Source organism: Microbacterium sp. E-13 (genome assembly GCF_049912955.1).
Lineage (GTDB): Bacteria > Actinomycetota > Actinomycetes > Actinomycetales > Microbacteriaceae > Microbacterium.
Genome location: NZ_CP183973.1, coordinates 174,273 through 188,737, shown reverse-complemented (window position 1 = coordinate 188,737; position 14,465 = coordinate 174,273). Strand labels below are relative to the sequence as shown.

The window sequence follows — 14,465 nt, the reverse complement described above, 5'->3', positions numbered from 1 at the left end:
CGCGGCGCGACGCCGGCTTCCCCCAGCGTACCTGCGCAGCTGACGGACCGATCCGCGTCCGAACGCGACGCGGCCAGCGGTTTTTCGGCTCGTCAGGATACTGTGTGTGGGAGCGGCTCGCCGCTGAACTGGGGATTTGTCGTCATTCCGACGTACCCCGGCACCGGGGTCTATGGGGGATGTCCGGTACTGGGGTCGTCGAACTGAACCGATCGTGAGTCGAATGTCTCCCACGACCCTTTCCGACGCAACCAGCGGTCCAGCCGCGCCGCCAAGAGCGCAGGCTCGCACCGCCATGTCGGCGCGCCCGCTGACCCACACCGGCCCCGCCGCCACGCGAACCGCCTCGCCGACAGCCGTGGGGGCCGTCGCCGACGCTATGGGGGACACCGAAGAGCGCGCGCCGCGGCGCGCCGCCTCGACCGGAACCGACCCGGCCTACGTCGCCCACCGCATCGGGCGCCTGGCGGTTCTCTCTCTGCCGGTCGGCGTCGCCGTGGCGATCCTGACGACGAGCGATCCGACGTGGTGGCAGCACCACTTCTCGCAGCTCGGCACGCACTCCGACTTCTCCGGCCGCACGTTCAACACCATCGCGATCTTCTCCGGCTTCTCCCTGGCGGCGTACGGGGTGTTCCTCGCGGTCGCCCTGCCGAGCGGCATCCGCCGGCGCACCTCGCGCGCCTTTCGCGGCTCGGTCGTCTCAGCCGGCCTGCACCTCACCGGCGTCGGAATGGTGCCGATCCCCGTGAGCGCGGTGATGCACGACCTCATCGCCTCAGGGCTGGGCCTTTCGTTCCTCGCCACCGTCGCGACGGGGCTCGCGATCCCCGGCCGCAGCCGCCGCTTCCGCCGCGCCACGACGTTCTGCGTCATTCTGCTGGCGACCGGCATGGTCTTCCTGACTGCAGGATTCATCACGCTCGCTCTCTTCGAGTTCGTTGCCTTCGTGACCATGGGCATCTGGCTGCTGTCGCTGCCCCGCGTGCTCGCCCCCGCCGCCGTGGTGGTGGCACTGTTCCACGAGCAGGCGGCCGGCGATTCCCGGGCCGCCGAGGCGACCGCAGAATGGGACGCATGGCAGAACCCGTGGCCCACCCCATCACCGTCGCGATCGAACGACGCATCGACCCGTCCCGCAACCTCGAGGCCACGAGTTGGATGCAAGCCGGAACCGACCTCGCCTCGGGCTTCGCGGGCTTCCTCGGCTCCGGCTGGGTACGCGCGGGCGAAGGCAGCGACCTCTGGTACATGCTGTACCGCTTCCGCGACATCCCGACCCTCGAAGCCTGGGAGGACTCACCCCAGCGGTCGTGGTGGCTCGACTCCGGCCGTGCATTCGCCCGCGAGGTCAGGGTCGAGCGACGCACCGGCATCGAGGGCTGGTTCGACGCTCCCTTCGCCACTGACGTCGAGTCGCGGCATCCCGAGTTCTCGTCGTCACCCGCGACCGGCGCTGTTCAGCAGCCCGTCCCGCCCGCTCCTCCGCGGTGGAAGCAGGCCGTCACGATCTGGCTCGGCTTCTTCCCCACGAACCTCCTCGCGTCATGGCTCCTCGGGTTCGTCCCCGGCTTCATGGAGTGGCCGCTGATCGGGCGCGTCCTGCTCGCGACCCTGCTGCTGACGCCCGTCATGACCTATGCGGTGCTCCCGTGGGTCACACGGATGCTGCGCCCCTGGCTCCAGCGCGGAGCCTGACGCCGGCGAGCTAGCGGTTCCCTGCCGAGCACGTCGACTGATCGGCCGTCGACCCGCTCACGTTCTCGGGGAGCACGACCGGCTCCTCGGTCGGAGTCGGAGACGCCTCCGATCCCGGCGTGGGCGTCGCGGCGGGATCCACCGGCTCGGCCGGCGTGACCTCCGTCACACCGCCGTTCGACCCGGCCTCACCCGACAGCTGGAGCGGACGGTTGGCGGCCAGTGCATCCCAGATGGCCTGGGCAGACCGGTAGTCGGGAACCACCCGGTTCGAGTCGAACGGGTCGGCGAGCACCGGATACTGCACGAACACGATCTGGTCGAACGGAACGTCCTTCGCGGCGAGCGCGAGCTGCACGATCCGCAGCGGGTCAGCCAGCGACTCGGTGGGCGTGATGTTCTCGGCGGCAGCGGTGGCGAGCCGGAACAAGGTCACGGGGTTGCTGAGCACCTGCTCGCTCGCGAGCTTGCGCACGAGCCGCGACATGTACTGCTGCTGGTTGCCGATGCGGGCCAGGTCGCTGCCGTCGCCCACGCCGTGCCGCGTGCGGAGGAACTGCAGGGCCTCGATGCCGGAGATGGTCCGCGGGCCCGGCGGCCAGTCGATCCCGGTGTGAGGGTCGCGAATCCCGCGCCCGCCGATGCAGACCTCCACCCCGCCGATGGCCCCGGTGATGGCGACGACGTCGCCGAAGCTCACCGTCGCGGCATACGGGATGTTCTGCTGCGTCAGGTTCGAGACCGTCTGCGTCACGCAGGCGAGCCCGCCGGTCCGGTACACGGCGTTGACCTGGAGTTTGGAGATGCTGTCGGTCAGCGTGCCGTCCTCGCGCGTGCAGGCGGGGACCGGGACCATCAGGTCGCGAGGGAAGGAGATCACCGTCACCCGTCGCGGGGCGTCAGACACGTGGACCAGCATGTTGACGTCGTTCAGCTGGTTCACCGAATCGGGACCCGTGCAGCGCGCCCCGATCACCGCGATCATGTCGGTCGCGCACTCGTCGGTACCGACGACGAGCAGGTCGAACGCACCCTCGATCGGCCCCATCTGGGGCGGTGGCAACGGCGTCTGGTCGGGCAGCGGCACGGCGTCCTCGGCGAAGCTCGCGCTGAGGTCGTAGACGGAGTACCCGGCGACCGCACCGAGCGCGACCAGGAACGTCGCGGCAGTCACACCGGCGACGGTGAGGATCTGACCGATCGGAGACGGCGACGACAGCGTCGCATGACGCGCCACAGTGCGCCGCCTCGACACCCCCCAGTGCCGCAACGGGATCACCCCCTCCCCCGCGCCTTTGCGGTTCACATCCTCGCACCGTCGGCGGGCGGCGGCGAGACCCGTCACCGAATCTTGACCAGACGATCGACCCGGAGGCGCCGCCGCGGTCGTACTCTGACCTCGTGAGCACCGTGAACTCCTCGCCGCCGCGGGATGCCTCCGCCCCGACGCCCGGTCGGCGGGCCGAATCCGAAGCGATCTACGCCGCCTTCTCGGCGGGTGTCGTCGGGGCGATCTACGGCCTCGTGGTCGGGGTGTTCGCGCCCGATCTGCAACTCGCCGGCGAAGCCGACTCGTTCGCGGTGTGGGCCGCGTGCGGCGCGGCCGTGATCGCCGCCATCGCCTCGACGACCGAGTACTGGCGGGCACGCAACCGCCCGGGCCAGGAGTGGCGCCAGAGCCTGCCGTCGTGGAAGTACATCGTCAACACGATCTCGGTGGTGATCGTGCACACCGCCCTCGCCTTCGTCGCGGTGTACGCGCTGTACCGCGTGCTCGCGATGGGGTTCATCGGGCTGCCGATCGTGACGTTCTGGGCCGTCGTCCTGATGGCGGTGACGCTCGGCCTCACGGCGTGGTTCGTCTTCCTGTCGGTGTCGTCGATGACGACGCAGCGCATGTCGTCACTGCTCCTGGCGTTCATCGCGATCGGCACGCTCACCGCGATGGTCACGACGCCCGACCCGAAGTGGTGGACGATCCACTTCAGCCACCTCGGAACCTTCGAGGACGACCTGTCGAGCTGGGTCTTCAATGGCACGCTCATCGCGGCGGGCCTCCTCGTGACGACCTTCGCCGTCTACATCGCGAACGACATGCGCGCGCTCGCAGCGGAGGGCGTGCTCGAGAACCCGCGCGGGCCCCGCATCGTGCCGACGCTCTTCGTCGTGATGGGCATCATGCTGGCGTGCGTCGGCATCTTCCCGGTCGATGTGAACCTCGCGCTCCACAACCTGTCGGCGTCGGGCATGGCGGCGATGTTCCTCGTGCTGCTCATCGGCGGCCCGAACCTCCTCCGGGGCATGCCGCGCACCTACTTCGTGGCATCCTGGGCGTTCCTCGCCTCGATGGTCGTCTCGGTGATCCTGTTCATCCCGGCGATCGGGTTCTTCTCGCTCACGGCCTTCGAGATCATCGTGTTCGCGCTGATCTTCGGCTGGATCGCGGTGTTCATCCGCTTCCTGGGCGTCGCCGGCCGCCACGACTGAGCGGGGTCGCCCGTCGAGATCACGCGATCTCGCCGAGAGCACACGTTGTTCATGCGCGCACCGTGTGTTCTCGGCGAGAGAGTACGTTGTCGACGACGACGGACGGGCGGATGCCGCATCCTGCCCCTCACTGCAGGCAGAACTCGTTCCCCTCCGGGTCCTGCATCTGGTAGTACCGCTCGGGCCATGGGCCCCAGTCCTGCTCCACCAGCCGCACGACCGTCGCACCGAGCGCGACGAGCCGGTCCTTCTCCTCGTCCAGCGCGTCGCCGTCGGAGGGCGGGTCGTCCGGGCCGCGGGCGACGTTGATGTCGAGGTGGAGCCGGTTGCGTCCCTCCTTCGGCCCGTCGGCGTGGTGGAAGAAGAAGCGCGGGCCCACCCCTTCCGGGTCCTCCGCCACCGCCCGGTTGTCGAGGTCCTGCGGCGTGAGGCCGGAGTCGAGCAGCTCCTGCCGCAGCGGCTCGTCCCAGTCCGCCACCGGGTATCCGAACACCCTCGACCAGAAGGCCGCCAGTGCGCGGGGGTCGTCCGCGTAGAACGTGATGTTGCCGAGCGTCGTCATGATGGCCTTTCGTCCGGTGCCCGCCATGATTCCCGGACGGATGCTGCCCCCTCAACGGTCTTGCCTCCCAGGCCGTGAGCGCTTAGGGGCGCCGGGCCTCCGCCGGTGGCGCTGTTGCCACTGCCCACGGCAAGGCTTACTCAGCGACTCGGGGTGAGGCAGAGAGTGGATGCTGCGGCCTCCGCGGTGACCATGGTGCGGGCCGCCAGCTCGCCGTACTTGCGGCGGTATGCGGCGTCGACGGTGGCAGCATCCGTGTTCCCGTCCGCCACGACGCGCACGTCGACAGACTCGTCACCGACGCGGATGCGTGCCGTGCCTGACCTGACGGCGCCGCCGTACCAGCCGGTGTCGCGCCGGTGCCAGGTGCGGACGTAGACGTCCGCACCCGCGACGACGACCCAGATGGGTGTCCAGCCGCTGAAGCTGCCGTCGCGGCGTGGTGCCGAGACCTCGACCTCGATCGCGTCGGAAAGGGCCTGCAACTGCTCGGACGACCAGGAGGCAGAGCCGAACGCAGCCATATGCGTCTCTCCGCGGCGAATCAGTCGTTCGCCGGCGGTCGATAGAGATCCTGCACCGCGACGTCGATGTCTTCGCTGCCGCTGTCGACGGGTTCCACGTACAGCCGCATTCGCGCGATCAGTCCGTTGCGCGCCGACAGAATCACGACACCGCGCATTGCGAAGGCAGAGCCATCGATGTGGCTGCCTCGCCAGTCGAATTCACCCCATTCGGTGTCACCATCGACCGCGGCCGCTGTCAGTTCGGCGGCGAAGTCGGGGACGCCCCGGAACACCGCCGACCAATTGGACAGCACCTGATCCCGGCCACGGAACGCGCGACTGGGGTGGGCGGGCTGTGTGCTTTCATAATCGGGCGCGACGAGCGATGCGACGCCTTCCGCGTCATGGGCGTTCATCGCATCCCGCAAGCGTTCCAGCAGGGCGGCCATGGGACCGACCGTAGTACCGGCCCTCCCCGTACAGAAGGTCGGCCGTCGGCGCGGTGGGCGTTCGGTCGACCGCTGTTGCGGCATCCGATCGCTACGATCAGCGGGTGGGATTCGAAGGACTCGATCGCGACGCGCTCTCGTTCTACGCCGAGCTTCGCGCCGACAACACGAAGACGTGGTGGACCGCCAACAAGGCGCGCTACGACGCGGCCGTTCGCGCACCGTTCGAGGCGCTCGGTGCGGAACTCGAACCCGAGTTCGGTGCGGTGAAGATCTTCCGCCCCTACCGCGATGTGCGCTTCAGCGCCGACAAGACTCCCTACAAGCTACACATCGGCATGGTCTCGCAGGCGACCCCGGCGCATTACCTGCAGCTGAGCGACGAGGGTCTGATGGTGGGCGGCGGGATCTACGACGTGCCGTCGCCGGCCTTGGCCCGCTTCCGCGAGGTCGTGGACGATCCGCGCACCGCCGAGGACCTCGACGCATTGCTCGACGAACTGGGCAGCGCAGGCTTCGAGCTCCTCCGCGGCGACGCCCTCAAGACCGCACCCCGCGGCTACCGCGCCGACCACCCGCGCCTCGAGCTGCTGCAGCTCAAGCGACTCGCGGTCGGCAGGCATGAGCCCCCGGCCGACTGGATGTGGTCGCCCGACGCGTATGACGTCATCGCCGACGACTGGCGCACCGTGTCGACCTGGTGCGCCTGGCTCACCGAGACGCTCGGCGCCGAGCTGCTCGAGGCGGCGCAGTCGTCGAGGCGGGGCCAGAGGGACCGGATGTGACGGATGCTGCTCGCCGGCGCTCGTCCGGCGACACGGTATTGGTGCGCTGGCGGGTGCCGAGGCGGCGGGTCGGACCACCTCAGATATCGACGCCGTCGAATTCTCGCTGGAGGTACTTCGGCGCCTGCACCCGCCACGCCTCGGTGACGAGTTCGGCGAGGTGGTCCTGATCGATGCCAGCCATCCGGAAGGCGATCTTCGGCTCGCCCCACGGCGTCGTGGTGCGCAGGAAGACGTCCGGCTCCATCTCGACGAGAGCCAGCGCGTCGACTCGGTCGGCGACCTTCACACCGACGACCAATTCGGCGGCGCACAGCTCACGGATCTCTTCGGGCATGCTCGGCCAGGGGTGGCACTCCCAGGCGAAGAGCTTGTTTCGAACGAACCAGGCTGCGCCGCCCGTCGTCGCGCGCTCTTCACTGCCCGGCAGGTGGGTCGTGATGGAGCGGACGTCGTCGAGAGTCACCACCCCGCGATCGTACGCGGGGACGCCGACACGGGTTCGATCCAGAACGCTGGCAATTCCGGGGCGCTGGTCATCGAGGTCGTCACCACCGAGCACCGTCGGGACCACGTCTGGTGAGGTGCGATTCCGGATCATCGCGTTTTCCGCACCGGGGCGTTGGTGCACGCGCCTCGGAGCTCACCGGCCGCCCGGGAGCCCGTGCCGGGGGAACGTCAGGTCGACGTGGCGATCGAGTCGATGTACATCTGAAGCCGCTCCTGCTCCTCCGCAGAAAGCGCCTCGTCGGTGTACTGGATCACGATCCAGTTCGACCGGTAGGTGTCGTCGTGCGATTCGGCGTAGGCGGCCGCGTGATCTCGGGAGTCGAACTTGTAGTACTCGACGTGCTCGGAGTCGTAGGCCTGGACGCAACCAGGCACGCCCTCGCACAGCGTGTCAGTCGCCTCCGTGTAGCCCGCCATTGACGCACTCCCCGCGCCCGTCCTACCCAATTCGCCGAGGTCGATGTCTTGACGGGTATCACGGAATATCTGCGACGAGATCCAGATGACGCCGATGATCAACACAGCGGCCACCGCTGCGGCAACGACCCACACCCATATGCGCTTGCTCACGGCCAGTTGCATCGGTAGGTCCACGCCCCGCCGTCACTGAGCCAGTTGGGGCGGCTTGCCCGATATCCCTCGAGATCCCAGGTGGGCCCTCCGGTCCGCGGCGTATAGGCGCCGAGAACATGGCAATCGAACTGCTGGTGGTAGGTGGCCTTCGTGGTCGCCAGGTAGGAGCGAGCCGTAAGCTCCGCCCAACCCTGATTCCGCCAGATCGACTGACCGACGTACCATCCGTCGGTCGTGCCACCGTAGCCGGGTACGTAGCCCTGCTGGATCTGCGCCCCCCAGGATGAGATGGCGAGCGAGACCTTCGGGATACTCACGTACGTCGAGATCGATTGGATCAAATTCCTGCCCATGTAAGGGTCGGCCACGATCGGATAGGCATACACACCGGAGGTGTGGTCCACGACCTGCGTCAGGATGGATCCGTCGATCTCGTAGTGCGTCGGCACCGCGACCCCATTGGCGTCGAAAGCCCAGGCGGGCGCTACGCCGACGACCAGCGCGCCGTCCTCGTCAAGTGCCCACACCGTTCCGGTCCCGTCAATGCTGACCGACGTCCCCGCAGGGAGCGACAACGGATATCTGTACTCGACCGGCGCGTCGGCGGAATCAAGGACGCTCGTGAACTGCACGCTTCCATCGTCCTTGACGGCGACGACCGTTGTCGACGAAGGGGCGTCGAAGGATACGACCCCTTTATCCAGCACCTCAGCAGACGACGAATCAGCTGCCAGCGGAAGTGAGACCTCCGCGTCGCCGATCGTAACCGCATTGGTGGGATCGACCGGGACTGTGATTTCGAGTCCGTTCACCTGCGAGTCGATCGAGGCGGAGCCGACGGCATCCGTCGGCACATCGGCCAGGCTGTCTAGCACGTCGGATGCGCTGCCCGCGTCGGCGACGGACTCGAGTGCATCCAAGGCCGGGGATGAGTTCTCAGCAGGATCGGCGTGCGCCGGCATCGCACCGATGAGAAGGGTGAAACCTGCCACGGTCGACAGCAATGACCGGCGAGGGAATTTCAAGTGAGGTCCTTTCTCAGCGAATGTTCCGCCAACTTTTATAGGACCCAGGGACACGTCTGTCCTCAGTTCGGTGGATATATCACCCGGCCGCTCATCCTTCAGCGGACCGTCGGACGCCGACGCTTCATCGACCGTCGACCGCTTAATGCCGGAATCGACGCCCCGTGCGTCCGTCGCGTACCGCGACTTGGCGGGGTTTCGATACTCGAGAGTTCGAATCCGACTTGACGAGAGCGGTGGAGTCTGGGTGCTGCACAGGGCGATCGGACGCGCCTACAGTCGGATGAGCGCAGATGATCGGCGCCGATCAGCGGGAGAGCCACATGGGTGAGCAGGACAAGGCCAGCAGCGACGTCGGCTGGATCGGCATGCTCGTGTTCGCGGCGGGATTCGTCGGCCTGGGCATATGGGGCTGGGCCACTGGGCAGGTCGCGTGGGGAGTGGGCTCCGTGCTCTTCGGTCTGGCGTGGGGATTCGCTGCGCTGAGAGCGCGACGCAACACGAAGCCAGGAGATGACAGCCGAGCCCGTCGGTGAACTCAGTCGCCGATGAACCGTCGATCCGCAGCCGGACAGGGCGCGACAATCACCGGTCGCGGGCGCGCGCGCGACCGGGTTCGAGGGGTCATCGTGCTGGTCGAACCATTGCGGTGGCGTCCGGCGCCGTGAAGCCGAACTGGCGGTAGAGCCCGTGAGCGTCACCAGTGAAGAGCGTCCATCTGAAGTCACGGCCCGGCCCGTCTTCGATCATGAGCTTCAGGATGCGCTTGCCCAGGGCGTTACCTCGATGCGCGTCGATCACAAAGACGTCGGCCAGGTATGCGAAGGCGACGCCGTCGGATACCGCCCGAGCGAAGCCCACCTGCTCGCCCGTGTCGGGTCGGTAGGCGCCGACGACCCGCCACGCGCCGGCAATCTGCGCGTCCACGTCAGCGCGAGTACGCTGCCGGCCCCAGTACGCCTCAGTCGACAGCCATTGCCAGACAACGTCAGGCTGGATGCGGGCGGGGTCGTCATCGAGCTCGTACTCCATTCACTCATTGTCATCGGTGGGCGGTCAGCCGTGCCTGAGCCAGTTCCGATCACGACGGCGTCCGTGTGCTCTACCCTGGCCCGATGCGAATGCTCCTCACATCGAACGGCATCGCGAACAACGCCATCCGCGATGCACTGATCGATCTGCTCGGCAAACCCCTCGCCGATTCGCGGGTCGTGGTGGTGATCGACGCGATCCTCGGCTTTCCAGGCGACAGCTCCAAGCTCGTCGAGCATCTCGAAGGCCTGCGCTCCCTGGGGTGGGCGGACATCGACGTCGCCTCGCTCTTCGCCGGCCCGGCGACTCTCGTGGAGTCGCGCCTGCGCTCAGCCGACGTGATCCTCGGGTACGGCGGGAGCAACCTGTGGGCGGCACACGCCTGGCGGGCGACCGGCCTGGCGCCCGCGCTCGCGGAGCTGCTCGACCAGAAGGTGTACGTCGGGTGGAGCGCGGGCTCGATGATCTTCGCCCGCAGGCTGGACCGCTGGCCCACGGACTTCGACGATCAAGACGAGCTCGACCTGTTCGGGCTCGAGGCTGCCGAACCCGCCGTCCCCCTTTTCGACTGGTTCTTCGCGGGCCATCTGCACGCGGACTGGATGCCTCCCGACGCGGAGGAACGGTTCGCGCGCGGCGCGGAACGCTCCGGTCAGGAGGTGTGGTTCGTCGACGACGATTCCGCGCTTCTCGTCCGCGATCCCGCGGCCGAGCCGATCGTCATCTCCACCGGCCACTGGCGACGGTTCGGCGCCAACGGCTCGCTGATCGCGTCGCACTGACGCCGCCACGCCGAGCGTCCCTCAGCGCGCAGCTGATTTGAGCTCCTATCGCGTCGTTCAGGGCGGGCTATCCGAGTGCGGCGGTGATGGCCTCGCACAACGCGTCCTGATCGCCCGAGAACTCATGCGGCCCGTGTTCGACAACGTAGGCGTCCACGAGGTTCCCGTCGGAGTCGACGGTCTCGACGATCGCCGTGTACCCGTGGTCTTTCAGCAGGACATTGCTGTGGGAGGTGTAGACCCGCATGTCAGTTCCCGTGAGGGTGTCGGTGAAAGTGGTGGTGCCGTCCGGGTTGAGCACTCCGCCGTCGCTCCAGGCATCCCGGCCCGAATTGTCCAGGTGCACCACCTTGCCGTTCACCGGGTTCGTCATGGTCTGCAGGACGTGGGCTTCGCTCTGGAAGGATGCGGTGCCATTCGCGTCGACGGTCGTCTTGAAGATCAGGGTCCCCTTGAGCACGTTGTTCACCATGAATCCGCAGACCTCGGTGGTGAACGAGTCACTCAGCCTCTGGTGAAACACCTCTGGCGGTGTTCCGGCTGCCGCGGGCGCCGCGGCGAGCACGCCAGCCCCCAGCGTCATCAATCCGGTCAGCGCGATCGCGTGCACGACTCGTTTCATGGTTCGTTCCCCCCAGCCTCCACCGGAGCGCAGTCAGGCAAGAACTATGGAACCGTGCATCGTGGACTTTGCCTGTGAGTCGAGGCGGTGCCACGGCCAGTGTGGCACCGGACGGCCCCAACTTCCAGGGCGCGGCGAGACTCACCTGACGATCCCGCGTGGCGGGGTGCGGCCCTCATTCCGGATCGGTATCCACCTGCGAGGTTGAGGAGAGATCGTGCAGCCCCCAGCACCAAACATGCGCGGTGGGAGAATGGCGAGGTGGATGCTAGCGCTTTGATTGCGGTTGCCGTCATCCTGGCGGCAACAGCGACCGTGCTCGCGCTCACACCGCTCATTCATCGCGATACGCGTAGACGATGGGAAAAGGGCATCGGCGGCGGGCTCGGTTCCGCGCTGGATGCCGTGTGGCGACCGTCAGCGGAAGACGCGCACGCGCAGTGGGAGGCTCAGGTCGAGGTGCCGGCCCCCGCGCCGAGCCCCGGCGACAAAGGGCTCGACGAGGGACGCATCGTCATCGATCTGCACTGAGCAGCCGCGATCCCTACCCGTGCGGCGCACGTTGGAGGGACGGTGGCGTTCGCGTTGCACCGGCGCGACGTGCGATGGGCGAGAGATCAGGGGGGTTCGGCATCATGCCTGAGGTCGTTGTCGACGGGCTGCGCATAGCGTACCGGCGGGGCGGGAGCGGACCTCCGCTCGTCCTCTTTCACGGTGGCTTCGAGGACTCTCGTATCTGGGCCGACGAGCTGCGAACCTTGAGCCCGCACCTCGACGTCATTGCCTGGGACGCACCCGGGTGCGGTGCCTCTGGCGACGTGCCCCGCGGGTGGAGCGACGCGGACTGGGCGAAGATCGCCTCCGGATTCGTCGCCGCGTTGGGGCTGACAACGCCCGCCGTCGCAGGGCTCTCTTTCGGGTCGGTGATTGCGCTGCTGCTCGCCCGCCACCACCCGTCCCGTGTCGGCCGCCTCGTCCTGATCGGTGGGTACGCCGGTTGGGGTGGATCTCTGGACGCGGATACGCTGGCACAGCGCATCGCCGCGGTGCGCTTCACAACGATGCACCGGGTCGAGGACTGGGCGGAGGACTTCCTTGATTCCGTGTACCCGCCAGGTGCGACGCCCGAGCGTCGAGCACGCGCCCGCACCCTCATCGATGACTGGCGATCCGCCACCACCGAGGCGCTCATTGACGTCATGATGAAGGATCTGGGGCCAGACCTACCCGAGATACGCACGCCGACCGTCGTCGTGCGTGGTGCGGCCGATTCACGTAGCCCCCGAGCCGCCTCGCTCGACCTGTGCGCGAAGCTGCCACGTGCCCACCTCCTGGAGATCGCCGGCGCGGGCCACGATTGCAGCGGGCCGGAACTCGATGCTGTGCTCCTGCGCGCAGCGCGTGAGGCGCAAGCTACTGCGGCCACGCCACCTGAATGACGTCGCGCGCGCGCCGCCCCATGCGCTGGGCGAACATCACCATCGGTCGACTGGGGAGCGCTCGAGCCACCGCAACGCGGCGGCGCCCGCAAGAGGATCCCCTATCGGTCTCGGCAGTCCTGATCTCGAACCGCATGGCGTCCGCCCGATAGACCCGACTGACTGGGTGGTCGACCGAGCGCCCTTCAGCGCACTTACGAGGGGAGAAGGGTGATGCGTGCGGCGGTGACGGTGTTGTTGCCGAGGATGTTGAGCCTCTCGTCGCCGTTGAGGATGCGTCCGTCGGTCCAGGAGTGATCCGTGAGCCGGAGTTCTCGGACGCTGTCGATCTCGAGTCCGGTTCCTTCGCGGGAGAAGTCGATCATCGCGTTCTGGCCGATCGCGATGAACTCGAGCGGTCCGAGGGCGATGAGGATGCCGAATGGGCGTGAGTCGCCAGGCTGCTCGCCGTGGCTGTTCGATCTGGTTTCGTTGGGCAATGGAGGCGGTGCGGGCAGCTGAACGCCGACGTCGAGGAGCATGCGAGCAAAGAGTTTTGGGGCGTTTCGGATGACGACTGTGAGGTGCTGCAGGGTCGCCGTGACGGCGTCGACGTCGTCTTCGAGGGCGAAACCAATGATTCTTCCCTCGCGCTGCGCGGCGACGATCTGAGGCGTCAAGGCCAGAAGTTGCTTCATCGCCCCGCACAATTGGCTGTCGTCCCGAACGTCGTCGATGCCGAACGCGTGGTAGCCGATCGCGTTGAATGCGCCCACCGCGAGGAAGGCGTCACCGGTTCGGAGGCGCGCTTCGGGAACGAACAGCGGGTTGCGTGGGGAGGCGTACTCGGCCATGACCGTGGCGCTGTCGGAGACGTAGATGTCGGGGGCGATGAAGTCGAGGGCCGGTGAAGCAGTTCGCCAGACGCCGCCCATCCGTGCGGTCGGTCCGCCGCTGGGGTACTGACCCGGAAGGTCCTGCCCGGGTTGCGGGCCGAGCCACGCGTTCGCGTACGCAGGGAGAGGTTTGATCTTCTTGCCCGCGTCGGCGAGAGCACCCAGGTAGCGGGCGAAGCCCCACGCCATGAACACCTCATCGGCGACAGGATTTCCGGCCCCGAACCGCTGCTCCCACGACATCGACCCCTCGGACGCGCCGGCGAACAGTTCCAGGATGTCGTCGTGAAAGCCGGAGGCGTCGTCGCGGATGGCTTCGACCAGCTCGACCGGAATCGGAGAATTCCACGCATCGACTGCGGGTGGCGAGTAGTCCCGTCCCGCGCCGAGCAGACCGACTTCGTTCTCAACTTGCATCATCACGACCGTGTGCTGTGCGTCCACCTCGAGGAGATACGCCATCAGCGCGCTGTAGGCGCGCAGATCCGCCTCGCGAAGCTCTGGTGCGAAGACGGACAGCGCGGGTCGCGGCATCGACCCCTCGTAGGTGAAGGGCGCCGTGTACGGCGCAGCACCGCGATCCGCGCGGGGGAATCTGACACGGTCCGCACGAACCCACGTCGGCGCGTAGGTCGACAACGCGTTCTTGAAGGCTCCGAACCAGATCAGCACAAGTCGCACCTCCGCCGATCGCGCGCCCTGCAACAGGCCGTCGACGACGGTGAAGTCGAAACGTCCCTCTTCGGGTTCGACCTGATCCCAACCGACCGATGCCACCACGGAGCTGAACCCGGATCGTCCCAGACTGTCCCAGATCGGAGCCATGTACGCCGCATCAGACGAGCTGGAATTGTGCAACTCGCCACCCAGACACAGGAAAGGCTCGTCGTCCACAATCAGCCGCACGTGATCGCCGAACCGCTCCAACATGGGGACATTCTTCATCGAAGGCTCCAGACTCCTAGGTCGGCAGTCCTGCCCGCTCGGCAGGCAAGACCCTCGATACTTTAGTCTGATTTCGACAGTAGTTGCGGTGAACGCTGCAATATTGATTCCGTCAACCGGAATCGCTCGTTCCCGACGGTCGTCGCACTGCGCAGTCGCCGGCATGGACCCCGGG

The 14,465-nt window shown here is 67.4% G+C and carries 17 protein-coding genes and 1 pseudogene; 8 read left to right on the top strand and 10 right to left on the bottom strand.

Features of this window, described 5'->3' with window-relative positions:
- Positions 1-172 precede the first annotated feature (172 nt).
- A pseudogene (locus tag ACN9MP_RS00920) lies at positions 173-916 on the top strand (DUF998 domain-containing protein); the annotation flags it as partial.
- Positions 917-1,077: 161 nt separating this feature from the next.
- Complete coding sequence (locus ACN9MP_RS00915) at positions 1,078-1,698, top strand: antibiotic biosynthesis monooxygenase (protein ID WP_426323102.1); 621 nt, start codon at positions 1,078-1,080, stop codon at positions 1,696-1,698.
- Between the two features lie 10 nt (positions 1,699-1,708).
- Here ACN9MP_RS00915 and ACN9MP_RS00910 read toward each other — a convergent pair whose 3' ends face one another.
- Complete coding sequence (locus ACN9MP_RS00910) at positions 1,709-2,935, bottom strand: LCP family protein (RefSeq protein ID WP_426323100.1); 1,227 nt, start codon at positions 2,933-2,935, stop codon at positions 1,709-1,711.
- Between the two features lie 164 nt (positions 2,936-3,099).
- On the opposite strand from ACN9MP_RS00910, the gene ACN9MP_RS00905 reads away from it, so the two are divergent.
- Positions 3,100-4,185, top strand: coding sequence for a DUF998 domain-containing protein (locus tag ACN9MP_RS00905; protein ID WP_426323098.1), 1,086 nt, complete (start codon positions 3,100-3,102; stop codon positions 4,183-4,185).
- A 127-nt stretch (positions 4,186-4,312) separates the two neighbouring features.
- On the opposite strand, the gene ACN9MP_RS00900 is transcribed toward ACN9MP_RS00905, so the two are convergent.
- The 3 genes from ACN9MP_RS00900 to ACN9MP_RS00890 form a co-directional block, all read right to left on the bottom strand.
- Positions 4,313-4,774 (bottom strand): VOC family protein, encoded by a 462-nt coding sequence (locus ACN9MP_RS00900; protein ID WP_426323096.1) that lies wholly within the window; start codon positions 4,772-4,774, stop codon positions 4,313-4,315.
- Between the two features lie 113 nt (positions 4,775-4,887).
- A complete protein-coding gene (locus tag ACN9MP_RS00895) occupies positions 4,888-5,271 on the bottom strand; it encodes a DUF2255 family protein (protein WP_426323094.1) in 384 nt (127 codons plus the stop codon).
- Positions 5,272-5,291: 20 nt separating this feature from the next.
- Entirely contained in the window at positions 5,292-5,702 is a 411-nt protein-coding gene (locus ACN9MP_RS00890) for a nuclear transport factor 2 family protein (RefSeq protein ID WP_426323092.1), read from the bottom strand.
- Positions 5,703-5,806: 104 nt separating this feature from the next.
- Here ACN9MP_RS00890 and ACN9MP_RS00885 point away from each other — a divergent pair, with 104 nt between their 5' ends.
- On the top strand, positions 5,807-6,487 hold the full coding sequence (locus ACN9MP_RS00885) for a DUF2461 domain-containing protein (RefSeq protein ID WP_426323091.1): 681 nt from the start codon (positions 5,807-5,809) through the stop codon (positions 6,485-6,487).
- Positions 6,488-6,566: 79 nt separating this feature from the next.
- Here the strand turns inward: ACN9MP_RS00885 and ACN9MP_RS00880 are convergent, their stop codons facing one another.
- The 3 genes from ACN9MP_RS00880 to ACN9MP_RS00870 all read right to left on the bottom strand — a co-directional run bounded on the left by ACN9MP_RS00880 (position 6,567) and on the right by ACN9MP_RS00870 (position 8,562).
- Positions 6,567-6,956 carry an MmcQ/YjbR family DNA-binding protein gene (locus ACN9MP_RS00880; protein WP_426323089.1) on the bottom strand — a complete coding sequence of 130 codons (390 nt, stop codon included), beginning with the start codon at positions 6,954-6,956 and terminating at the stop codon, positions 6,567-6,569.
- Positions 6,957-7,165: 209 nt separating this feature from the next.
- Complete coding sequence (locus ACN9MP_RS00875; RefSeq protein ID WP_426323087.1) at positions 7,166-7,567, bottom strand: hypothetical protein; 402 nt, start codon at positions 7,565-7,567, stop codon at positions 7,166-7,168.
- The gene (locus ACN9MP_RS00870; protein WP_426323085.1) at positions 7,564-8,562 is read right to left on the bottom strand and encodes a hypothetical protein; all 999 of its coding nucleotides are present in this window, start codon (positions 8,560-8,562) and stop codon (positions 7,564-7,566) included. The genes ACN9MP_RS00875 and ACN9MP_RS00870 overlap by 4 nt, the downstream gene beginning before the upstream one ends.
- A 326-nt stretch (positions 8,563-8,888) precedes the next feature.
- Here ACN9MP_RS00870 and ACN9MP_RS00865 point away from each other — a divergent pair, with 326 nt between their 5' ends.
- A complete protein-coding gene (locus ACN9MP_RS00865; protein ID WP_426323083.1) occupies positions 8,889-9,131 on the top strand; it encodes a hypothetical protein in 243 nt (80 codons plus the stop codon).
- An 88-nt stretch (positions 9,132-9,219) separates the two neighbouring features.
- Here ACN9MP_RS00865 and ACN9MP_RS00860 read toward each other — a convergent pair whose 3' ends face one another.
- Positions 9,220-9,627 carry a GNAT family N-acetyltransferase gene (locus tag ACN9MP_RS00860; protein ID WP_426323081.1) on the bottom strand — a complete coding sequence of 136 codons (408 nt, stop codon included), beginning with the start codon at positions 9,625-9,627 and terminating at the stop codon, positions 9,220-9,222.
- A gap of 83 nt (positions 9,628-9,710) precedes the next feature.
- Between ACN9MP_RS00860 and ACN9MP_RS00855 the strand changes: the two genes are divergently transcribed.
- Positions 9,711-10,409 carry a Type 1 glutamine amidotransferase-like domain-containing protein gene (locus ACN9MP_RS00855; RefSeq protein ID WP_426323079.1) on the top strand — a complete coding sequence of 233 codons (699 nt, stop codon included), beginning with the start codon at positions 9,711-9,713 and terminating at the stop codon, positions 10,407-10,409.
- Positions 10,410-10,476: 67 nt separating this feature from the next.
- Here ACN9MP_RS00855 and ACN9MP_RS00850 read toward each other — a convergent pair whose 3' ends face one another.
- Entirely contained in the window at positions 10,477-11,031 is a 555-nt protein-coding gene (locus tag ACN9MP_RS00850) for a hypothetical protein (protein WP_426323077.1), read from the bottom strand.
- 261 nt (positions 11,032-11,292) lie between these two features.
- Here ACN9MP_RS00850 and ACN9MP_RS00845 point away from each other — a divergent pair, with 261 nt between their 5' ends.
- Both ACN9MP_RS00845 and ACN9MP_RS00840 read left to right on the top strand, forming a co-directional pair.
- On the top strand, positions 11,293-11,562 hold the full coding sequence (locus ACN9MP_RS00845; protein ID WP_426323075.1) for a hypothetical protein: 270 nt from the start codon (positions 11,293-11,295) through the stop codon (positions 11,560-11,562).
- Between the two features lie 74 nt (positions 11,563-11,636).
- Positions 11,637-12,470, top strand: coding sequence for an alpha/beta fold hydrolase (locus ACN9MP_RS00840; RefSeq protein WP_426323073.1), 834 nt, complete (start codon positions 11,637-11,639; stop codon positions 12,468-12,470).
- A 194-nt stretch (positions 12,471-12,664) separates the two neighbouring features.
- Here ACN9MP_RS00840 and ACN9MP_RS00835 read toward each other — a convergent pair whose 3' ends face one another.
- A complete protein-coding gene (locus tag ACN9MP_RS00835; RefSeq protein ID WP_426323071.1) occupies positions 12,665-14,275 on the bottom strand; it encodes a DUF5597 domain-containing protein in 1,611 nt (536 codons plus the stop codon).
- Positions 14,276-14,465 lie beyond the last annotated feature (190 nt).